Consider the following 24,948-nt stretch of genomic DNA (forward strand, 5'->3'; position numbering starts at 1 on the left):
CTATTAGCAGCATTGAACCTTTCCTGACCCAGGAGAGCATATTGAGCGATGCGCCATGGGGCTGGATTGCGGGGGCGGCGTTAGGCGGCGGTGCTATTGGGGCACTGCTGGCTCACGGTGGTGACGGCGAAACAAAAACAAAAGTTATTGATAATACGAAAGAAGTTGAGAGCGCAACGCCAACCTTCATGCTCACCGATCTTGCGGGCGACAAGCAGGGCGTGCTGAGTGCAAATGCGATCACCGACGATAACACGCCAACCTTTAGCGGTACCGGGCAACCGGGCGCGACCATTCAGATCAAAGACAGCAGCGGCAATACGCTTGCCAGCGCGATGGTCAGTAAAGACGGCACCTGGACGGTAAAACTGCCGACCCAGACAGACGGGGAACATACCTGGTCAGTCGTGCAGATCGACGGCAGTAAAACGACCTCCGCAGGCAGCATCACCGTGACCGTTGATACTGCCGTGGCGAGCGTGACGCTGGCAACCACGGCGGGGGATAACGTCATCAACGCCAGCGAGCAGTCCACAGGCTTTACGCTTTCTGGTGCCAGCAAGAACCTGGCGCAGGGAACAGAGCTGACCGTTACGCTGAACGGCAAATCCTATACGGCTGAGGTGGGTGCAAACGGCGCATGGAGCGTGAAGGTGCCTGCGGCGGATGCGCAGGCGCTGGGCGACGGCACCTGGACGGTGAACGTCAGCGGCAAGGACGCGGCGGGCAATACCGTGAACGGCAGTCAGACGATTGGCGTGGATACTGCGGCACCGACCATCGCGGTCGATACTGTCGCGCAGGACAATATTATCAATGCCGCTGAACACCATCAGCCGCTGACGCTGAGCGGGAAAACCACGGCGGAAGCCGGTCAGATTGTCACGGTGACAGTGAACGGTAAAAACCATACCGCCACGGTGGGCAGCGACGGTACCTGGTCCGTCACGCTGCCAGCCAGCGAGGTGCAGTCGCTGGCGAATGGTGAACACACCCTGACGGTGAACGTCAGCGATAAAGCCGGGAACGGGTCATCCACCCAGGCGCATTTCACCGTGGATACTGTCGCCCCGGTCGTGACCATCAATACCGTCGCGGGCGACGATATTCTCAACACCAGTGAGCAGGGCCAGGCGCAGATTATTTCCGGCCAGGCGACCGGAGCCGCAGCAGGCGATGTGGTCACCGTGACCGTTGGCGGCCAGAGCTTTACCGGCGTGGTGCAGGCGAATGGCAGCTGGAGCGTAGGCGTACCGGCGTCAGTCATTGGCGCGCTGGGGGAAGGTAACCACAGCATTTCGGTTTCGGTGACCGATGCGGCGGGCAATACCGGTAACGCCACCCACGGCATTACCCTGAGCGGTATCCCACCGGAATTCACCTTGAATGCCATCAGCCAGGATAACGTGCTGAACGCGCAGGAGGCGATGCAGCCGCTGAGCCTGAGCGGCACCAGCAACCTGCCAGACGGCAGCGTGGTAAACGTCACGCTGAATAACGTGAGCTATCAGGCCACCGTTAATAACGGCATCTGGTCAGTTCAGGTGCCGGTGTCTGACGTTCTGAACCTGGCAAACACCCTGTACACCGTCAGCGTGAGCGGCACCGATGCCGCCGGTAACAGCGGCTCCACCGAAGCGACGCTGCTGGTGGATACCGTGCTGCCGCAGGTGATTATCAATACCTTCGCCGGTGACAACCTGGTCAACAATGCTGAAGTGGCGGTGGATCAAACCCTGAGCGGGCGCGTCACCGGCGCGGCGGCGGGCGACACGGTCTCTGTTTCGGTGGGCGGTAAGAGCTACACCGCTACAGTAGGCAGCGATCTGACCTGGAGCGTGGCCATTTCGTCAGCCGATCTGAAGGCCTTTGGCGACGGGGCGTTAACCTTTACCGCTTCTGTCACCAACGCCCACGGCAACACCGGCAGCGGCGAGCGTGATATCAACATCAACGCCGAGCTTCCTGGCCTGCGGGTGAATACCATTTCTGGCGATGACGTGATCAACGCCATCGAGCAGCAGCAGGATCTGACCGTGACCGGCTCCAGTACCCACCTGGCAGCGGGCACGCACGTCACCGTCACCATCAACGGCGTCGAGTATGCCGCCGTGGTCAACGCCAACGGCAGCTGGCAAATCGGCGTCCCGGCGTCCGATCTGCAGGGCTGGACGGCCGGAGATATCACCGTTCACGTCAGCGCGACAGATGCCTGGGGAAATACCGTTTCAGCTGAGCACCCCATCGAGCTGGATCTGAACGCCGTGGCGGTGACCATCGATACCGTTAGCAGCGATGACATGCTGAATGCGGCTGAAAAAGGTGCCGATCTTGTGCTGTCGGGCCAGACGCAGGGCGTAGAGGCCGGGCAGACCGTGGTGGTGAAATTCGCCGACCAGACCTTTACCGCGCAGGTGCAGCAGGATGGCTCCTGGAGCCTGAACGTGCCGGCCAGCGCCATGGAGACGCTGATTGACGGACGCGCGCAGGTCAGCGTCAGCGTGACGAACGTCAGCGGCAACAGCGCCGACGCGTCGCGCGTGGTGACCGTGGATACCTTACCGCCGTCCATTACGATCGATAACCTGACCGACGACAACATCATTAATGCGGCCGAAGCGCAGCAGGATCTGATCTTAAGCGGCAGCAGCAATGCTGAGGCGGGACAGACGGTTACCGTTACGCTGAACGGCAAGTACTATCAGACCACGGTCCAGAGTGACGGGACCTGGACGGTGAACGTACCGGCTGCGGATCTCGGCGCTCTGACCGACGGCACCGTCACGGTAACGGCAACCGTGAGTGACGTGGCAGGCAACAGCAGCAGCGCAGACCGCGTTGGGCTGGTGGATGCGACCGTCCCGCAGGTAACCATTAACGATTTTGTCACCGACACCAATACCGTTAACCAGCTCGCACATTCACAGGCGCAGATCCTGAGCGGGTCGGTCACCGGTGCGGCAGCGGGTGACCTGGTGACCATCACCCTGAATAACGTGGAGTACACCACCGTGGTGGATGCGGCGGGGAACTGGAGCCTCGGCCTGCCAGCCTCCGTTGTACAGGGTCTGACAGACGGGACCTGGACCGTTAACGTCTCGGTGACCGATCGCTCCGGTAATACCGGCAGTAGCGCAGTGGACGTAGTGGTCAACACCGTGACGCCGGAAATCGCTATCAATACCCTGGCGGCGGACGATGTGATCAATGCGACGGAGAAAGGCGAGGATCTGCTGCTTTCCGGGACCAGCAACCAGCCGGAAGGGACGACGATTGCCGTTAGCCTTAACGGCATCACCTACACCGCGACCACCGACGCCAGCGGCAACTGGAGCGTCACCGTACCTGCCTCTGCGGTCAGCGCGCTGGGCGAGGCACATTACACCGTGACTGCCAGCGTCACCGACAGCGTGGGCAACAGCGCCTCAACCACGCACGATGTGCTGGTGGACAGCTCGCTGCCGGTTGTGACCATCAACGCGCTGGCGGGCGATAACATCGTTAACGCGGCGGAAGTGGCCGCGGGGCAGACGTTGACCGGTAAGGTTACTAATGCTGCTTCAGGTGACACTGTCACCATTATGCTCGGCGGCCAGACCTACACCACCACGGTTCAGGACGATCTCACCTGGAGCCTGCCATTAACCCAGAGCCAGTTAACCGCACTTGGCAACGGCGAACTGACCGTATCGGCCAGCGTCACCAACGTGCACGGCAATACTGGCTCTTCCTCGCTGGACTTCACCATCGACGCCCAGATGCCGGGCCTGCGTATTGATACGGTCGCAGGCGATGACGTCATCAATATCATCGAGCACGGTCAGAACCTGATTGTGTCGGGCACAAGCACCGATCTGGCGGCAGGCAGCACCGTTACCGTCACCATTAACGGCAAGGATTATTCCGCCTCGGTACTGGCGGACGGCACCTGGCAGGCGGCCGTGCCTGCGGCGGACGTCTCCCAGTGGGCTGACGGTTCACTGACCATCAGCGCCAGCGCGCAGGACACCTCCGGCAACCCGGTCACGATTGGCACCGTCGTTGATGTGGATCTCAGCCCGGTCGCCATCAGCATTAACAGCGTGACCGCTGACAACGTGCTGAACGCGGCGGAAAAAGGCGAAGACCTGGTGCTCAGCGGCACCTCGGCCAACGTTGAGGCGGGACAGACCGTGATCGTTACCCTGGGCGGGAAAACGTATACGGCGACGGTAGACGCCAACGGCGACTGGACCACCACCGTTCCGGCAGCGGATCTGAGCAGCCTGAAGGACGGCGATGCCAGCGTGCAGGTGAGCGTGACCAACGTTAACGGCAACAGCGCGTCGGCGGGGCGCGAGTACAGCGTGGATACCACCGCGCCGACGGTCACCCTCAATACCATCAGCGGTGACAACATCCTGAATGCGGCAGAGGCGGCGCAAGATCTGACCCTCAGCGGTACCTCCACCGCCGAAGCGGGCCAGACGGTGACCGTGGCCTTCAATGGCAACACCTATACCGCGCAGGTGCAGGCAGACGGCAGCTGGACGCTCGACGTCCCGGCGGTCGATCTGGCGGGCATCGCCGACGGTAATGCCACGGTCACGGCATCCGTTTCTGATAAAGCCGGCAACCCGGCGAGCACCGATGCGGCCGTGCTGGTGGATACCACCGTGCCGCAGATCGTGTTTGACGTTGTGGCGGGTGATGACATCCTGAATATCGCCGAACACGGCCAGGCGCTGATCGTCTCCGGTAAGGTCACGGGTGCCCAGGCGGGAGACGTGATTACCGTCACCCTCAACGGCAAAGACTACACCGCCATGCTGGACGCCTCCGGGAACTGGAGCACCGGCATTCCGGCCACGGACGTCGGCGCGCTGGTAAGCGGCGATCAGACCCTCTCGGCAACCCTCACCGATAAAGCGGGTAACAGCACCACCGCCACGCATGATGTTACGGTCTCCCTGACCGCGCCGGTTATCGCCATCAACACCCTTGCGGCCGATGACGTGATTAACGCGATCGAAAAGGGCGACGATCTGCTGCTCTCCGGCACCAGCAATCAGCCGGACGGCACCACCATCACCGTAACCGTGAACGGTATCAGTTATACCGCCACCACCGACGCCAGCGGCAACTGGAGCGTGACCGTTCCGGCAGCCAACGTCTCGGCGCTGGGTGAAGCCAGCTACACCGTGACGGCGAGCGTGACCGATACGGCAGGCAACAGCGCGAGCGCAAGCCATAACGTGCTGGTGGACAGCGCGCTGCCGGTTGTCACCATTAATGCGGTTGCCACCGACGACGTCATTAACGCTGCGGAAGTGGCGTCTGGCCAGACGCTGAGCGGGAAAGTGAGCGGTGCCGCGAGCGGTGACACTGTCACGCTTTCCATTGGCGGCAACAACTATACGACAACCGTTCAGGACGATTTAAGCTGGTCGGTGAATGTGCCGTCTGACGTGTTAACCGCCATCGGCAACGGGGACCTGACCGTGACGGCCAGCGTCACCAACGGCCACGGCAACACCGGTTATGGCGAGCGTGACATCACCATTGATGCCAACCTGCCGGGCCTGCGTGTGGACACCGTGGCGGGCGACGATGTGATTAACAGCATTGAGCACGGGCAGAACCTGATTATCACCGGTACCAGCGAGGGGCTGAGCGCTGGCTCGGCGTTGACGGTCACCGTCAACGGTAAAACCTACGCGGCCACGGTGCTGGCAGACGGCACCTGGACGGCAGCGATCCCTGCCGCAGATGTCAGCGCGCTGAATACGGGCACGGTCACCGTGACCGTTGACGGCCAGAGCAGCGCCGGTAACCCGGTGACTATCAGACATGACGTGACCGTGGATCTGGCGACAGTGGCTATCAGCATTGACGCCATCGCCACCGATGACGTGATCAATGCGGCAGAAAAAGGGGCGGATCTGGTGCTCTCCGGCTCCACCACTAACGTGGAAGAAAACCAGACGGTTTACATCACCTTCGGCGGCAAGTCTTACACCGCCACCGTAGATGCCAGCGGCAACTGGACCGCCACCGTACCATCGGCTGATTTGGGTAGCCTGAAAGATGGCGACGCCAGCGTGCAGGTGAGCGTCACCAACGTCAATGGCAACAGCGCGTCGGCAGGCCGCGAATATAGCGTGGACGCTACCGCGCCGACGGTTTCTATTGAGATTGTCAGCGATAACAACATCATCAACGCGCTTGAAGCGCAGCAGGATCTGGACATCAACGGCGTGACCAACGCCGAAGCGGGCCAGACCGTTACCGTGACCCTGAACGGCGTGGATTACACCACCACCGTACAGGCCAACGGCAGCTGGAGCGTCACCGTGCCGTCTGCGGACCTGGGCAGCATGGTGGACGGCAACTACACCATCAGTGCCGCCGTCTCCGATAAAGCGGGCAACCCGGCCTCTGCGGATCGCGACGTGCTGGTGGATATCACGGTTCCGCAGTTGACCATTAACACCGTGTCCGACGACGACGTGATCAACAGCGCCGAGCATGCGCAGGCCCTGATGGTGACCGGTTCCGTGACCGGCGCCGAAGCGGGCGATGTGGTTACCGTCACCATTAACAACAAATCGTATACCGCCACCGTGGATGCCTCAGGCAACTGGAGCGTGGGGGTACCTGCGGCGGACGTCAGTGCGCTGACCGCGGGCGATTACACCATCACCGCCGCGTTGACCGATAAAGCCGGTAACAGCAATAGCGCGACCCATGACGTGGAGGTGAACCTGACCGCCCCGGTGCTGACCATCGATACCGTGTCCGGTGATGATGTGATCAACAGCACCGAGAAAACGCAGGATCTGACCATTACCGGTACGACCACCGGCCTGACGGCAGGTGCGGTTGTTACCGTGATGCTCAACGGCAAAGCGTATAGCGCGACGGTGGATGATAACGGTCTCTGGAGCACCACCGTTCCGGCGAGCGAGGTGGGGCAACTGGGTGAAGCGCTTTACAGCGTCACCGCGTCAGCCACGGACAGCGTTGGCAACAGTGCTAGTACCTCGCACACCGTGAACGTGGAGTCTGTACTGCCGGGGGTCATCATCAATACCGTCGCGGGTGACGACGTCATTAACGCGGCGGAGCTGGCAACCGGGCAGACCATCAGCGGTACCGTGGTGAATGCAGAAGCGGGCAATACCGTGACCGTGACGTTGGGAGGCAACACTTACACGGCCACGGTGCAGAGCGATCTCACCTGGTCTGTCAACGTACCGGAATCGGATCTGACGGCGCTGGGCAACGGCGAACTGACGGTGAGCGCCAGCGTAACCAACAATGTGGGCAACAGCGGCTCCGCTGAGCGCGATATTGCTATCGACGCCAATCTGCCGGGCCTGCGTGTGGACACCGTGGCGGGCGATGATGTGATCAACACCATCGAGCACGGACAGAACCTGATTATCACCGGCTCCAGCGACGGTCTGACGCCGGGTACGGGATTAACCGTCACCGTGAACGGCAAAACCTACCCGGCGACGGTGCTGGCCGACGGCTCCTGGAGCGCAGCGGTTCCGGCGGCGGACGTCGGGGCGCTGGCTGCAGGCACGGTCACCGTGACCGTTGAAGGTCAGAGCAGCGCGGGTAACCCGGTCTCCATCAGCCACGATGTCACGGTGGATCTGGCAAGCGTCGCCATCAGCATTGACGCCATTGCCACCGACGACGTGATTAATGCGGCCGAGAAGGGCGCGGATCTGGTGCTCTCCGGCAGCACCTCGAATGTGGAAGCGAACCAGACCGTCACGATTACCTTCGGCGGCAAGAGCTACACTGCCACCGTGGGGACAGACGGTAAATGGACCGCCACCGTGCCAGCGGCGGATCTTGCCGGTCTGAAAGACGGCGACGCCAGCGTGCAGGTGAGCGTCACCAACGTCAACGGCAACAGCGCGTCCGCAGGGCGCGAGTACAGCGTGGATGCTACCGCGCCGTCCGTGACCATCAACACCCTTGCAACTGACGACATACTCAACGCCGCAGAAGCACAGGCCGACCTGACCGTCTCCGGCACCAGCACCGCAGAAGCGGGCCAGACGGTGACCGTGAGTCTGAACGGCCAGGACTACACCGCAACGGTCGGTTCAGACGGTAACTGGACGCTGAACGTCCCGGCGGCGGATTTGGCAGGTTTAGCCGACGGCAGCGTGACCGTCACCGCATCGGTCAGCGACAAGGCGGGTAACCCGGCGTCGGTTGATCATAATCTGACGGTGGACATGACCGTGCCTGAGGTGACCATCAGCACCATCGCGGGCGATGACGTCATTAACATCGCAGAACACGCTCAGGCGCAAATCATCAGCGGCATAGCCACCGGCGCGGCGGCGGGCGATAAGGTCACCGTGACGATTGGCGGCCAGAGCTACACCACCGTGCTGGACGCGGCGGGTAACTGGAGCGTGGGCGTACCGGCCAGCGTCATTTCCGGCCTCAGCGACGGCAGCGTGACCGTGACTGCGTCAGTCACTGACGCGGCGGGCAATACCGGCACCGGCACCCATAGTGTGACCGTCGACACCGGTCTGCCTTCGGTTAATTTCAACACTATCAGCGATGACAACGTCCTGAACGCGGTGGAGAAAGGCCAGGATCTGAACGTCAGCGGCACCAGCGCCAACCTGGCAGAAGGCACCGTGGTGACCGTTTCCCTGAACGGTAAAAACTACACGGCCACCACAGCGGCAGACGGTACCTGGAGCCTGACGGTTCCGGCTGCCGATCTGGCGGGTCTGGGTCAGGCGAACTACACCCTGAATGCGACCGCCACCAACGGCGTGGGCAACAGCGTAAGCAATACGGCGAATCTGCTGGTCGACACTGCGCTGCCGACCGTCGTCATTAACACCGTGGCGGGCGACAACGTGATTAACGCGGCGGAAGTGGCGGCGGGCCAGACCATCAGCGGTACCGTGGCGAATGCCGAAGCGGGCAATACCGTAACGGTAACGATTGGCGGCAACAGCTACACCGCGACGGTGCAGAGCGATCTGAGCTGGTCCGTAAGCGTGCCGTCCGACGTTCTGACCGCGCTCGGCAACGGCAGTCTGAGCGTGAGCGCGACCGTCACCAACGGCCACGGCAACACCGGTACGGGCGAACGTGACATCACCATCGACGCCAACCTGCCGGGCCTGCGTGTGGACACCGTGGCGGGCGACGATGTGATCAACACCATTGAGCACAACCAGAACCTGATTATCACCGGCTCCAGCGACGGGCTGACCCCAGGCACCGCACTGACCGTGACCGTCAACGGGAAAGACTATTCCGCAACGGTGCTGGCGGACGGCACCTGGAGCGCGGCGGTCCCGGCGGCGGACGTGAGCACGTGGCCGGAAGGCACCGTGAAGATCAGCGTCACCGGCGACAGCACGGCGGGTAACCCAATTACCATCAGCCATGATGTCACCGTGGATCTGGCAACGGTGGCCATCAGCATCAATGCCATTGCCTCCGACGACGTGATTAACGCGGCGGAGAAGGGCCTGGATCTGGTGCTCTCTGGCGCCACCACCAACGTGGAAGCCGGGCAGACCGTCACCCTGAGCATGGGCGGTAAAATCTATACTGCGCAGGTCGATGCCGATGGCAACTGGACCGCCACCGTGCCAGCGGCGGATTTTGCCGGTCTGAAAGACGGCGACGCCAGCGTGCAGGTGAGCGTTACCAACGTCAATGGCAACAGCGCGTCCGCAGGACGCGAGTACAGCGTGGACGCCACCGTGCCATCCGTGACCATCAACACCCTCGCGACGGACGACATCCTCAACGCCGCAGAAGCACAGTCTGACCTGACCGTCTCCGGCACCAGCACCGCGGAAGCGGGCCAGACGGTGACCGTGAGCCTGAACGGCAAGGACTACACCGCAACGGTCGGTTCAGACGGTAACTGGACGCTGAACGTCCCGGCAGCGGATCTGGCGGCGCTCAGCGACGGCAGCGTGACCGTCACCGCATCGGTCAGCGACAAGGCGGGTAACCCGGCATCGGTTGATCATAATCTGACGGTGGACATGACCGTGCCTGAGGTGACCATCAGCACCATCGCGGGCGATGACGTCATTAACATCGCAGAACACGGCCAGGCACAAATCATCAGCGGCATTGCCACCGGCGCGGCGGCGGGTGATAAGGTCACCGTGACGATTGGCGGCCAGAGCTACACCACCGTGCTGGACGCGGCGGGCAACTGGAGCGTGGGCGTACCGGCCAGCGTCATTTCCGGCCTCAGCGACGGCAGCGTGACCGTGACTGCGTCAGTCACTGACGCGGCGGGCAATACCGGCACCGGCACCCATAGCGTGACCGTCGATACCGGTCTGCCTTCGGTTAATTTCAACACTATCAGCGATGACAACATCCTGAACGCGGTGGAGAAAGGCCAGGATCTGAACGTCAGCGGCACCAGCGCCAACCTGGCAGAAGGCACCGTGGTGACCGTGACCCTGAACGGTAAAAACTACACGGCCACCACGGCGGCAGACGGTACCTGGAGCCTGACGGTTCCGGCCGCCGACCTGGCGGGGCTGGGACAGGCGAACTACACCCTGAACGCGACCGCCACCAACGGCGTGGGCAACAGCGTGAGCAATACGGCGAACCTGCTGGTCGACACCGCACTGCCGACCGTCACCATTAATACCGTGGCGGGCGACAACGTGATTAACGCAGCAGAAGTGGCGGCAGGCCAGACCATCAGCGGCAGCGTGGCGAATGCCGAAGCGGGCAACACCGTAACCGTGACGATTGGCGGCAACAGCTACACCGCGACGGTGCAGAGCGATCTGAGCTGGTCCGTGAGCGTTCCGGAGTCGGTCCTGACCGCGCTGGGCAACGGCGATTTAACGGTATCAGCGACCGTCACCAACGGCCACGGCAACACCGGTACGGGCGAACGCGATATCACCATCGACGCCAACCTGCCGGGTCTGCGTGTGGACACCGTGGCGGGCGACGATGTGATCAATAGCATCGAACATGGTCAGAACCTGATTGTCACCGGCTCCAGCGACGGGCTGGCGGCGGGCACAACGCTCACCGTGACCCTGAATGGCAAAACCTATGCGGCTTCCGTGCTGGCAGATGGTACGTGGAGCGCGGCGATCCCGGCCGCAGACGTCGGGGCGCTGGCTGCTGGTACGGTCACCGTCACCGTTGCAGGCCAGAGCGCAGCAGGCAACCCGGTGACCATCAGCCATGACGTCACGGTCGATCTGACCGCGGTCGCCATCAGCATTGACACCATCGCCGCTGACGACGTGATTAACGCGGCGGAGAAAGGTGCGGATCTGGTGCTCTCCGGTAGCACCAGCAACGTGGAAGAAAACCAGACCGTTACCGTCACCTTTGGCGGCAAGTCTTATACCGCCACCGTCGATGCCGACGGCAACTGGACCGCCACCGTGCCGTCCGCGGATCTCGCGGGCCTGAAAGACGGCGATGCCAGCGTGCAGGTGAGCGTCACCAACGCGCACGGCAACAGCGCGTCCGCAGGGCGTGAGTACAGCGTGGATGCCACCGCGCCAGGCGTCACCATTGATACGGTTGCAGGCGATAACGTTATTAACGGCAGCGAAGCATCCGCTGGTGTGACTGTCTCCGGCACGACCACGGCAGAAACCGGGCAGACGGTTACCGTGACGCTGGGCGGCAACAGCTATACCGCCCAGGTACAACCGGATGGCACCTGGAGCGTCAACGTACCTTCCGCCGATCTGTCCGCACTGGCTGATAATGGCTATACGGTGCAGGTGAGCGTCAGCGATACGGCGGGTAACCCGGGCAGCGCGAACAAAGCGATTACGCTGGATACCACACCGCCGACCGTCAGCTTTAACGTGGTGGCGGGCGATGATGTCATCAACAGCGTGGAACATGCGCAGGCGCAGATCGTCAGCGGCACGTCCACCGGCGCGAACGTAGGCGATAAGGTCGTCATCACCTTGGGTTCAAACCAGTACACTACCACCGTTGATGCCAGCGGTAACTGGAGCGTGGGCGTACCGGCGAGCGTGATTTCTGCGCTCAATGACGGCACCGTGACCCTCAGCGCAACCATCACCGACAGCGCGGGCAACAGCAGCACCCAGACCCACGACGTGGTGGTTAACACCGCCTCCGTGGCGCTGACGGTTAATACCCTCAGTGGCGATGACGTAATCAACGCAGCAGAAGCGGCTACGTCTCTGGTGATTAACGGCTCCAGTGCCCAGTTTGCCAGCGGCACGGTGGTGACCGTGACCCTGAACGGCAAGAGCTATACGGCCACCATTCAGAGCGACGGCAGCTGGAGCACCACCGTACCGGCAGCCGATGTGGGTGCGCTGGCCGATGGCGCGAACTATCAGGTAGCGGTTTCGGCGCAGGACAGCGCGGGCAACAGCGCTTCGGCAACGCACAGCATCAGCGTGGATACCACTGCGCCGGTGGTGAGCATTGCAACGCTGTCGGGCGATGACGTGCTGAACGCAGCGGAAGCGCAGCAGCCGCTGACCGTGCACGGCTCCTCCAGTGCAGAGGCGGGCCAGACCGTCACCGTGACCCTGGGCGGCAAAACCTACACTGCCACCGTGGCAGATGACGGCACCTGGACGCTGGATGTTCCGGCCACTGACCTGGCTGCACTCAGCCAGGGCGCGCTGACGGTGACCGCGTCGGTCAATGACAACGCCGGTAATAACGGCCAGACCACGCACACCTTAACGGTGGACACCGTTGCGCCGACCGTCACCATCAGCACCGTGGCCGATGACGATATTGTCAACAACGCCGAGCAGCTGGCCGGCCAGACCATCCGCGGCACCACTACGGCGGAACAGGGCCAGACAGTGACCGTCTCCTTTAACGGCCACAGCTATCAGGCAACCGTCGCGGCAGACGGTACGTGGTCGGTCTTCGTACCGGGCCGAGATTTCCTTGGCCTGAGCGACGGGGATTACACCCTTACCGCCTCGGTGAGCGATAAGGCGGGCAACCCGGGCAGCGCCACGCACGACGTGACGCTGAACGGCGAGGTACCGACGATCGTTATTAACACCTTTGCCCAGGACGACATCGTCAGCGCCGCCGAACACGGTACGCCGCTGGTGATCAGCGGTACTACCGACGCGCCAGCGGGCCAGACGGTGACGGTGACCCTGAACGGCAAGTCCTATACGACGACCGTGCAGAATGACGGCAGCTGGAGCTATACGCTCGGCAGCGCAGATGTTTCCGCGCTGGCAGACGGCGGCGCGTATGTCATTAACGCGCAGGTGAGCAACACCATCGGCAACAGCGCCAGCGACAACCACACCGTTACCGTGGATCTGACTGCGCCGTCGATGGGGATCAGCATTGATTCCCTGCAAAACGACACCGGTCTGAGCGCGAGTGATTTCATCACCAACGACAGCCAGATTATCATCAACGGTTCCCTGACCGCGCAGCTCGGCAACAACGAGAAGGCGCAGATCAGCCTGGACGGCGGGGCCACGTGGAGTGATCTGAGCGTCACTGGCACGACCTGGCGCTACACCGATAGCCGCACTCTGACGGACGATACGTACCAGTACCAGGTGCGGGTGATCGATAACGCGGGCAACGTGGGGGCAACGGACAGCCAGGACGTGGTGATTGATCTGACCGCGCCTGTGGCAACGAGCATTACGGTTGACTCCATCTCCCAGGATACCGGTCTGTCCGACAGCGACTTTATTACCAGCGATACGCAGATCAGCCTGAAAGGGACGCTGGGCGCGGCGCTGGGCAGCGGTGACCACGTCCAGATCAGCCTCGACGGCGGACGGAACTGGACCGATGTTAGCGTCAGCGGTTTGAGCTGGACCTATGTGGATGGCCGTACGCTGGCCGACGGGGATTACAACTACCAGCTGCGCGTCATTGATGATGCGGGGAATATCAGCGCTACCGTAAGCCAGGTAGTGACCATCGATACCGTTGTGCCGGACGCCAGCAAAACGATCGCCATCGACAGCATCAGCGATGACACCGGCCTGAGCAGCAGCGACTTTATCACCAGCGATACCTCGCTGACGCTGCACGGCTCGCTCGGCGCGACGCTGGCCGACGGGGAATATGCCCAGATCAGTATTGACGGCGGCGTGACCTGGCAGAACGTGATTGTCACCGGCAACAGCTGGTACTACGTGGATGGCCGCACGCTGGCTAACCAGACCTACGACTACTACGTTCGCGTGGTGGATGCCGCAGGTAACGTGGGTGCCAGCGCCCATCAGCAGGTCACCGTTGACACGGTGGCCCCGGATGCGGCGATTACGGTGAGCGTGGATAACATCACCGTGGATACCGGCTTCGACAATAACGACTTCCTGACCAGCTCGACATCCTACACCCTGCACGGCACGCTCGGTGCTGAACTGGGAGCGGGTGAGTACGTTCAGGTGAGCATGGATGGCGGCACCACCTGGGTCTACGCCACCGTGAGCGGCACGCAGTGGAGCTATAACGACACGCGCACGCTGACCGACGATAGCTACAGTTACCAGGTACGTGTTGTCGACCAGGCGGGGAACGTCGGGGCTACCACGTCGCAGGTGGTAACGGTGGATACGCAGGCGCCGCAGTACGGCGTCACTATCGACAGCATCAGCGACGATACCGGACAGTCCGGCAGTGATTTCATCACCATGGACACCACGCTGACCATTAACGGTTCGCTCGGTAGCGCGCTGGCAGACGACGAGCGCGTGCAGATCAGCCTCGACGGCGGAAATACGTGGGTTGACACCACGGTCACCAACCAGCGCTGGAGCTACACCGATACCCGCGATCTGGATGACGGGGACTACACCTACCAGGTGCGGATTATCGACCAGGCGGGTAACGTTGGCTCCACCGCGTCGCAGGTGGTGACGGTCGATACTACGCCGCCAACCACCATCGGTACCGTGGTGAGCTACACCGACGGTGAAGGCGAGCGTCAGGGCACTTACGGTACGTCGGTGGCGACGGATGATACCTCACCGCTGATCAACGGCACGCTGAACCGCGCCCCGGACGACGGCGAAATTGTGCAGCTCTATCGCGACGGCATTCTGCTTGGTCAGGTAACCATGAACGGCAGCGCCAGCTGGTCCTTCCAGGACAACGGCCTGAGCGATGGCAACCACACCTACATTGTGCGCGTCACCGATAAAGCCGGTAACTACACGGAATCGGACGGGTTTGTGCTGAATGTCGATACCAGCGTGCCGACCACCACGGCGGCAATTACCGCCCAGACCACCTCCGATACCACGCCGATTGTCAGCGGTACGGTATCCGCAGACCTGGTGAACGGTGAATATCTGGTGGTGACGGTGAACGGGAAAACCTACACCTCCCAGACCGGCGGTGCGGTAGTGGTCGACCCGGATCACAACACCTGGTATCTGCAGATCCCGGACAGCGATGCGCTGGGCGTGGCGAGCTATAACGTCACCGCTCAGGTGAAGAGCAGCGCGGGCAACGGTAATACCACCGGTATTGCCAACGGCAGCCTGGTGATTGATACCACCACCGTGAATACCGACTGGGCGACCACGGCGGGGAACAGCAATAACTCGACCATGACCGTCGGCACGAACAGCAGCGGCCTGTGGAATATCATTGCTAACGGCCAGTCTTACTCCAGCAGCGATAGCTCCACTTATGCGGGTAATGCGCTGACCAACACGCGTTCTTACTACGTTGTGAGCCAGACGGCAGCAGACTTTGACCGAAACGGCACACAGGATGTGTTCGGTACTGAAACCGGCTACGCAGGCTCCACGCAGGTCATGTGGACCTACGATGGCAGCACCTATAACGCCAGCCAGCTGGCGATGGGGACCACCATCTGGTACGGCGGCGTGGTGGCGTACGACAAAAACGGGGATGGTTATCTGGATCTGGCATACGGCGATGCGGGTGCGGACTCCATAACCTATCTGATCAACAACAATGGCGTGCTGACACCAGACGGTACCAACGGCGGGGCAGGCTTCTGGGGACAATTCACCACCATGCGTGAAATCTCCGGCGTCGACCTGAACAACGACGGCACCGTAGACATTGTGCAGCACACCAACCGCAGCGGCGCGTACTCGTTAACCGTGATGAACAACAACGGCAACGGCACGCTCTCCATCGGCCAGAACCTGACCAACGTGTTTGTGGTTAACGCGGCGAATACCACCACGGCAGCCTCCATGACGTGGGCGGACTTCAACGGCGATGGCTACATGGATCTGTACCTGGGCAGCAGCTACAACAACACCGGCGGGGTGATCTACTACAACAACGGTGCAGGGCAGCTGTCCACGACCAAGAGCGCGGTAGAAGCTTCTAACGCCACGGCGGGGTATCTGTCGGTGGCGGTGGACTGGAACGGTGACGGGCAGATGGACATCATCAAGCTCAGCACCTACGGCGCGTCACAAACCGCGACCCTGTTCACCAACAACGGTTACGGTTCCACCTGGACCTCGAGCCAGCTGGCGTCTGGGCTTGCCAACGTCACCGGCGTGGCTGCGGTGGATTACAACTGGGACGGCGCACAGGATCTGCTGGTGTCGCAGCAAAACGGCAAGGTGGTGCTGGTGCAAAACAGCAAAACCATTGCCGACGGCACCGCGATGCACCTGCACATTGTCGACAGTGAGGGTATCAACGCTTACTACGGCAACACGGTCAATCTGTATAACGCCGCGGGTGTGCTGGTGGCCTCGCAGATCATCAACGCCCAGTCCGGTATCGGCTCGAACGATACCTCTGCGCTGGTGAGTTTCTACGGGCTGGATCCGAATGAGACCTACTCGGCCGAGATTGTCAAGATCACTAACGGCGTGTCGGATAACGTCACCTGGAGCGGCCTGGAGGCGGGCAACGGTAAGGAGGGCTACGTGCTCACTGCCGAAGCGGCCACCGGCGGCCACAGCGGAACGATTACCGGCACCGGGTATAACGACACCTTTATCGCAGAGGATGGCACTTATACCTATAACGGTTCCGGCGGCTGGAATACCCATTCCGACTATGACACCTGGAGCAACACCGGTGGGATGGACGTGGTGGATTACCGTAACGCCACGTCCGGCATTACCGTTGATTTACGCCTCTCCACTGCGCAGGACACCGGGTTTGGCACCACGCGGTTGTTGAACATTGAAGGGATCAACGGCTCGGACTTCGACGATGTCATTACCGGCAACAGCGGTGATAACCAGTTCGAAGGCCGGGGCGGAAACGACACCTTCAATATCGGCAGCGGCGGCCACGACACGTTGCTCTATAAGCTCATCAACGCGTCGGATGCCACGGGTGGTAACGGTCACGATGTGGTGAACGGCTTTACCGTCGGCACCTGGGAAGGCACGGCGGATACGGACCGTATCGACCTGCGCGATCTGCTCTCCGACAGCGGCTATACCGGCACGGGCTCGGCGAGCTATGTGAACGGGGTGGCAACGCTGGACAGCAGCGCGGGGAACATCACCGATTACATCCGCGTGGTGCAAAACGGCAGCAATACCGAAATCCAGGTTGACCTCGACGGTACGGGCGGTCAGTTCTCGCCTACCACGCTGGTGACCCTGAACGGCGTCCAGACGGATCTGGCGACGCTGCTGGCCAATCATCAACTGTTAATTGCGTAAAACCCTGCCGCGGGGAGCGATCCCCGCGGCCTTTTGCGTTTCTTTAGACGACTTGCGTTAACCCGGAGATTATGAAGACACATCCACAGTACGAACCCTGGTTGCAGGGCATGCTCACCATCGCGAAGCACTATCGGCTGGATTTTTCGGCGGAGCATGTTCGGGTCACGATTAACCATGAAAGCCAGTCCCCGCGCCAGCTGGTGCTGGAGGAGATGGCGCGCCAGCTTGGGCTTGGGATGCGTAAGGTGGAAGCAGACGCCGTCTCCCTCGACCCGTGGCGTTTACCGCTGCTGGCGGAGTTCACTGGCGGACAGATCGCGGTTATTAACCGCATGGACAACGACGGCAACGTCAGCCTGCAGTTCAGCGGCGATGGCGGGCTGGAGACAACATTAACGCGGGAAGCGCTCGGCGCACGGCTGAAAACACTGCTGGTGTTGCGCCCGCTCGAATCCACGCCGGATGCCCGCGTGGATGATTACATCAAACCCTATGAGAAAAACTGGTTCTGGCAGCTGGCGCTGAAAGACTGGCGACGCTACAGCGACATCATGCTGGTGGCGCTGGTCGCGAACGTGCTGGCGCTCTCCGGCATGGTCTTCTCCATGCAGGTGTACGACAGGGTGGTGCCCTCGCAGTCTGAAGCCACGCTGTGGGTGCTGTTTGGCGGCGTCATGCTCGCCATCGTCTTCGAATTCATTATGCGCATGCTGCGCGTGCATATTTCGGATGTGGTAGGTAAGCGAGCGGATCTGCGGATCTCCGAGCGGGTGTTTGCTCACGCGCTGCGGATCAAAAACGGCGCCCGCTCTAAATCGACCGGGTCGTTTATCGCCCAGATCCGCGAGCTGGAGTCGGTGCGCGAGCTGATTACCTCCACCACCATTGCGGCGATTTCCGATCTGCCGTTCTTCCTGCTGTTTGTGTTCATTCTGTGGATGATTGGCGGTCCGCTGGTGCTGGTGGTTCTGCTTGCCGTGCCGCTGCTGCTGATCCCGGGCCTGCTGGTACAGCGCCCGTTGGGAAAACTCTCCAGCGAAGGGATGCGCGAATCCGCCATTCGTAACGCCACCCTGGTGGAGGCGGTACAGGGCATTGAGGACATCAAGCTGATGCGCGCCGAACAGCGTTTTCAGAATCAGTGGAACAACACCAACGATGTGGCGGCCACCGTCGGAATGAAACAGCGCTGGCTGACCGGGCTGCTCCTGACCTGGACGCAGGAGGTACAGTCCATAGTTTACGCGGTAGTGTTGCTGGTGGGGTGCTATCTGGTCATCAGCGGTGACATGACCACCGGTGCGCTGGTGGGGACCTCGATTCTGGCCTCGCGCACCATCGCGCCGCTCTCACAGATTTCGGGCGTGCTGTCCCGCTGGCAGTCGGCGAAGGTGGCGAGAAAGGGTCTGGACGACCTGATGCAGCGCCCGATTGACGATCCTCAGCAGGGTAAAAAGGTGCATAAAGCCCATCTGCGCGGGAACTATACCCTCGACGACGTGGGATTCTGGTACGACGACGAGGAAAAACTGACCGTGCTGCACATCAGCAAATTGCAGATCCGCGCCGGCGAACGGGTGGCGGTGCTGGGGCGCAACGGCTCCGGCAAAAGTACCTTGCTGCAGCTTCTGGCCGGGATGCAGGAACCGCAGCAGGGAAGCATTCTGCTGGATGATATTGCCTTAAATCATCTCGACACCGCCGATGTGCGCCGGGATATGCAGCTGCTCAGCCAGCAGGCGCGGCTGTTCTTTGGCTCTGTGCGCGACAATATCCTGATGGGCAACCCGCTTGCTACCGACGAGGAGATCCATCAGGCGCTGGTTAACAGCGGTGCGCTGGAGTTCGTGCGTAAGCAGAAAATGGGGCTGAACTACCTCATCAATGAAGGGGGGGCCGGGTTATCCGGCGGCCAGCGACAGGCGCTGTTGCTGGCGCGCGCCCTGATCACGTCGCCCAATATTCTTCTGCTGGACGAGCCTACCGCCTGGCTGGATGAGATGAGCGAAAAGCAGTTCATTCAGCACTTACAGCAATGGCTGGGCAAGCGCCGGACGCTGGTGGTGGCAACACACCGGCTGCCGATTCTGGATCTGGTTGACCGCATCATCGTGCTGGAAAACGGCAAAGTGGTGATGGATGGCCCGCGCGACGCGATCTTGCGTCAGCACGGTATGGCGCCGCAAAAGGCAGCGCAGCGTACCGTGACCATGAAACCGGCGGCCGTGGCCGAGGAGGGAATGGCATGAATGATCTATCCCGCTATAACAGCCGCCTGAAAGAGCCGCGCCTGCCGCGCTCAACGTGGGTGGCCTGGTCGCTGTTCGCGCTGCTTGCGGCGTTTATCGCATGGGCGAGTCTGTTCCAGCTTGATGAAGTCACCACCGGCAACGGCAAAGTGATCCCGTCTTCTCACGAGCAGGTCATTCAGTCGCTGGAGGGGGGCATTATCCATAGCCTGCTGGTGCGCGAAGGTGACATCGTTGAACGTGGGCAGCGGCTGGCTCAGCTTGACCGCACCAAGACAGAATCCAGCGTGCTGGAGAGTGAGTCTCGTCTGAATGCCGCGCTGGCCACGGCTGCGCGCCTGAAAGCGGAAGTGAACGACACGGAACTGACGTTTCCGCAAGAGCTGGATGACGACGTTGAACTGGTCAAACAGGAAACGGCGCTCTTCCAGTCCCGTCGCGAAAGCCTGGAAAAAGGGCTGGCCGGTTTACGGCAGGGGGCTGAACTGGTCCAGCGCGAGCTGTCGTTAACCCGTCCGCTGGTCACTCAGGGGGCGGCGAGCAAGGTGGAGGTGTTACGTCTGGAGCGGCAAAAAAACGAGCTTGAGAACAAAATCACCGAAATGAAAAACCAGTATTACGTGCGCGCCCGTGAAGAGCTGGCGAAAGCGAATGCGGAGATCGAAGCCCAGCGCTCGGTCATGAAAGGACGCGAGGATTCCCTGACCCGTTTGACCTTCAACGCGCCGGTGCGCGGGATTGTGAAGGACATCGACGTCACCACCGTCGGCGGGGTGATCCCGCCCAATGGGAAACTGATGAGCCTGGTGCCTCTTGACGATCAGATGGTGGTTGAAGCGAAAATTTCACCGCGTGATGTGGCGTTTATCCACCCCGGACAAAAAGCGCTGGTGAAAATCACCGCCTATGACTACTCGATTTATGGTGGACTGACGGGTGAGGTGACCATGATTTCACCCGATACCCTTCAGGATGAGGTCAAAAGAGACGTGTACTACTACCGCGTCTATATCCGTACTGACAGTAACCACCTGACCAATAAACAGGGCAAGGAATTTCCGGTGTTTCCGGGGATGATTGCGACGGTGGATATTAAAACGGGCAGTAAATCCATTCTGGATTATCTGCTGAAACCGCTGAACAAGGCGAAAGAGGCGTTGCGGGAACGCTGACGAACAGAAAAGGGCGCTCGGGAAACCGAACGCCCCAGGATTATACCGGGGAGGTTACGTCACCCCCCTGGCGTCGCTCCTTCGGAACCACGTTGATGTAATGCGTGACATAGGCAAAATATAACCCGGCATAATTTTCGACGAGCTGCATAAATGCAGGATAAATGGTCATGCGGCCATCCCCTCTGTCTTTAAGATAACCTGCCTCTTGCGCGGATTTAATTATGCGCGCCACGTGGATACGTGAGACAAAAAACGCTTTCGCCAGCGTGCCGGGCGAATAATCAATTATCGCGCCATGTGCAGTTTTGTTTTTAATGGCCTGCAAATATAAATACAGCATAATCATTCGCCCTCCATCTTTATCAATAAATAACCCCACTTCCGGTAACACGGCTTTGAAGGTTAATCCGCGAAACAGATACTCAGCCGCCCGGCGGAAAAAGTTATTTCTCAGAATATCGTTATCTAACAGGTTAAGGTCGATGTTAAATGTCGGGTAAAGAATACTGACGGGTATAAATGCGCCGCTCATGTAACGTTTTAGTTCATCCAGTCCTTTTTGCGTGGGGGCGATGCGCGTCTTTCGGCGATCCTCCGTACAGCGCCAGGTCTTAATCCGCCCGGTAGTTCTCAGTAAGGTGATGATAGCAATAACGCTGTTGGGACTGGCGATTTTGTATCGCGAACATAATGCTTTTATCTCTGAAACAGATTCGGCCTGATTGCCGAATATAAAACAACACATGGCAAGAATAATATTGAATCGTGATTCCTGGAGCATTGTTTTGTAGAACAAGGGTTGTTTTTTATAGATGCTGTCATTGATTTTGTAGTGTTCTATTATTGCCTCGCTAAACCGCGGGTTGTTCTTAATAACATCCCTTCGATGTAGCAAGGCCCTGGATGAGATATGATTATCCATAGCATTTTCTCTTTTTGAGCAAGCCGACGTAATGAAGTGTCCAGACTTCTTTTTCGGAATTTTCATTATACCTTGCGGGGAAAACATTTTCCGTCGTTATTTGCAAAGATTGTTATATTTGCACAGCATATGGATCCAGGCGGTGATTAACGCAAAGATGTTGCAGGGCGAGACGCTGATAACGGTTTATTAACCTACGGGGGTAAGATAAAATTAACCTGTTACGCAGGTTATATTCAGGCTTGTGACATTTCCGCATGTTTTTAGTCTCGATGTGCTGGTCATTATTGACCAGGGCAACGGTGTTTTTGTACCCAGGAGCGCATTATGATTCAAAACAATTCTCACAATAATCATGATTGTCATGCACAGGAATTTGTTATTTCAGCCTGCAGTTTTACGTTCCAGGGGTACCGTCTGTTACTGAAAGAGCAGGGAGGGGTGGCGTCACAGGTGCGTTTTGAGGATGACGTCGCAAATCGGGAAGATGTCTACACTATTATCAAAAATCAGGACGCTAAAATTACGGTCTTTCTCGGGGAAGAGATCGTGGATCTTTTGCAGAGCCTCAGGCACCTTGCCGATCTTCTTAACACGCTTCCCGTTATCCGCCCGGTCACTCTGTATGGCAATATACCTGACAGTTGGCTGTACGGGACCTTGCGTAGTTTATTGAATAACAATCAAAAATTATCTCTGATCCGCATCGCCAACAGCGGCGATATTATTGCGCGTGTCCAGAAAAAAAGCGACGCATGCAGGGACAGATCTCGCTCATTGCAGGATCATCATGCGGACTGTAGCTTTAAAGATCGTCAAAAAGGGCTCACAAACAGAGAACTCGATGTCTTATTACATTTCTACCGGGGTATGTCGGTAAATAAACAGTGCAAAAAATTTGGGCTGACGAATAAAACGGTATATACACATCGCAAGGCCGGTTTAAGAAAGCTGCAATTAATCCAGTTGTGGTATAAAAATTCTCAGGGTTTTTCTGCACCAGGGAGTGGGGAACGGCAGGGGAAAATAGAATCACTGTCCAGTACTGAGGTGGATGTCTTTAATGCGCTGCTTAAGAGGGAGATATTTCCTGCGTATCAAATCATCACCGATGAAAATAAAAAAGGTGTTGGGTTTGAGATTTTATTACGCTGGAACAAGAACGGTAAAATTATCAAGCCTGCCCATTTTCTTACCGGGGTGAAAAATCGTGAGCTATGGTTGAATATCACGGCGCTGGTGCTGCATGCCGCTGTTTCTGGCATCAACAAATATAACGGGAAATATTATTTTTCGGTGAATATACCGCCGGAACTCGCGGCCGGAAATGCCTTGCCCGAGATGGCCAAAAAAGCCATCAAGATGCTGCTCAAACCCCAGTGGGCCGGGAACCTGGTCTTTGAATTTGCTGAAGATATTGATGTGACCAAAGATAAAACCATCCCAGAAACCATGCGTCGCCTGCGCAGTACGGGGTGTCGGTTATTCCTGGATGATTGCTTCTCCAGCCATCAAACCATGTTTCCGGTGAGGCAGGTTCATTTTGATGGTTTAAAGCTTGACCGGGATATTGTCGGAAAGTTTGTCGCTAATGACAATGATTACAAACTTATCAAAGCGATTCAGATTTACAGTGATATGACCGGCAGCGAATGTATTGCAGAGGGGGTGGATAGCGAAGAGAAATTTGAAAAGCTGGTGGCGTTAGGCGTAAAAAGTTTTCAGGGATATTATCTTTCCCGCGCCGTGAAGGAAGAGGAGTTAGATCGCATGGTAAGATTGTTTAGTTAATAAAAATAAGGCCCCGTGGGGCCTGAGATTATTTACGGCCGAGTAACAGGCCCAGAACTATACCCACTGCACCAGCCGCAATCAGGCCGGTTAACGGGTTATTTCTGACTGCCTCAGTGACATCAGAAACGGCATCACTGGCCTGCGCAGCATATTTCCGTGCTGCCCCTTTCACCTGATGTTTAGGGGAGTCAACGAATTCACCAAACTGCTGCTGAGCAGAGCCCGTCAGTTCGTCGAGTTTATTTTTGGCTTTATCACCAGCATACTGTGCATTTTTATCAGCGTCGAAATCAGACATTGTTACCTCCTTTTGTGGATAATTAAAGGATAGCCGCTATTTCAACATCTGAGAGCCGTAATGCGGATTCTGGCGCGTTTTAGGATATGTCTCCCTTCGCGCCGCCTTACTCGTCAGACTCGTCTTTGCCGTAAAACAGTTTGCCAATTTTGATGAGAGGACGCCCCTGAGACTTGCGGTGAAGGTTGCTGTCACGCAGGGAATATACGCATCCGCAGTACTCCTGCTGATAAAACTGTTCGCGCTTGCTGATCTCAATCATCCGCGACGATCCGCCTTGCTTGCGCCAGTTATAATCCCAGTAGACCATGCCCGGATAGTGGGCTGCCGCGCGCTGACCACAGTCGTTGATCTGCTGCATATTCTTCCAGCGCGAGATGCCAAGGGAGCTGCTGATCACACTGAAACCATTTTCCGCCGCGTATAACGCCGTGCGTTCGAAACGCATATCGAAACACATGGTGCAGCGGATCCCACGCTCAGGCTCCCATTCCATCCCTTTTGCGCGTTCAAACCAGTTGTCCGTATCGTAATCCGCATCAACAAAGGGCACGCCGTGTTTTTCCGCAAAACGAATATTCTCTTCCTTACGGATGAGGTACTCCTTTTGCGGGTGGATATTGGGGTTATAGAAGAAGATGGTGTAATCAATGCCCGAGGCCTGAATGGCCTCCATTACCTCGCCGGAGCAGGGCGCGCAGCAGGAGTGCAGCAGCAGTTTGTCAGCGCCGTTTGGCAGGGTAAGTTGAGGACGAATGAAGGGGGCTGTGCTCATGGTATTCGACAATATGTTAATGAAATTTATGGAATTGTAGCATAGATCCCGCACAGCCGGGATCTCTGCACA

The 24,948-nt window shown here is 59.1% G+C and carries 6 protein-coding genes and 1 pseudogene; 4 read left to right on the forward strand and 3 right to left on the reverse strand.

Annotation, left to right across the window (positions count from 1 at the left end):
* Window positions 1-2: 2 nt before the first annotated feature.
* The 3 genes and pseudogenes from ACOTZF_RS10215 to ACOTZF_RS10225 form a co-directional block, all read left to right on the forward strand.
* Window positions 3-17,660: pseudogene (locus ACOTZF_RS10215) on the forward strand (Ig-like domain-containing protein); the annotation flags it as partial.
* Window positions 17,661-17,731: 71 nt separating this feature from the next.
* Complete coding sequence (locus ACOTZF_RS10220; RefSeq protein WP_095453722.1) at window positions 17,732-19,912, forward strand: type I secretion system permease/ATPase; 2,181 nt, start codon at window positions 17,732-17,734, stop codon at window positions 19,910-19,912.
* A complete protein-coding gene (locus tag ACOTZF_RS10225) occupies window positions 19,909-21,084 on the forward strand; it encodes an HlyD family type I secretion periplasmic adaptor subunit (RefSeq protein WP_013096690.1) in 1,176 nt (391 codons plus the stop codon). Before ACOTZF_RS10220 ends, ACOTZF_RS10225 begins: the two co-directional genes overlap by 4 nt.
* 40 nt (window positions 21,085-21,124) lie before the next feature.
* Here ACOTZF_RS10225 and ACOTZF_RS10230 read toward each other — a convergent pair whose 3' ends face one another.
* Window positions 21,125-22,009 carry a MarR family transcriptional regulator gene (locus ACOTZF_RS10230; RefSeq protein ID WP_129251654.1) on the reverse strand — a complete coding sequence of 295 codons (885 nt, stop codon included), beginning with the start codon at window positions 22,007-22,009 and terminating at the stop codon, window positions 21,125-21,127.
* Between the two features lie 327 nt (window positions 22,010-22,336).
* On the opposite strand from ACOTZF_RS10230, the gene ACOTZF_RS10235 reads away from it, so the two are divergent.
* The gene (locus tag ACOTZF_RS10235; RefSeq protein WP_129251655.1) at window positions 22,337-23,800 is read left to right on the forward strand and encodes an EAL domain-containing protein; all 1,464 of its coding nucleotides are present in this window, start codon (window positions 22,337-22,339) and stop codon (window positions 23,798-23,800) included.
* Window positions 23,801-23,828: 28 nt separating this feature from the next.
* On the opposite strand, the gene ACOTZF_RS10240 is transcribed toward ACOTZF_RS10235, so the two are convergent.
* A complete protein-coding gene (locus ACOTZF_RS10240) occupies window positions 23,829-24,101 on the reverse strand; it encodes a DUF883 family protein (RefSeq protein ID WP_013096686.1) in 273 nt (90 codons plus the stop codon).
* A gap of 106 nt (window positions 24,102-24,207) precedes the next feature.
* Entirely contained in the window at window positions 24,208-24,876 is a 669-nt protein-coding gene (locus ACOTZF_RS10245; RefSeq protein WP_020688571.1) for an epoxyqueuosine reductase QueH, read from the reverse strand.
* Window positions 24,877-24,948: the final 72 nt, after the last annotated feature.

This window comes from Enterobacter cloacae complex sp. SHL021 (assembly GCF_049237765.1).
Taxonomy (GTDB): domain Bacteria; phylum Pseudomonadota; class Gammaproteobacteria; order Enterobacterales; family Enterobacteriaceae; genus Enterobacter; species Enterobacter cloacae.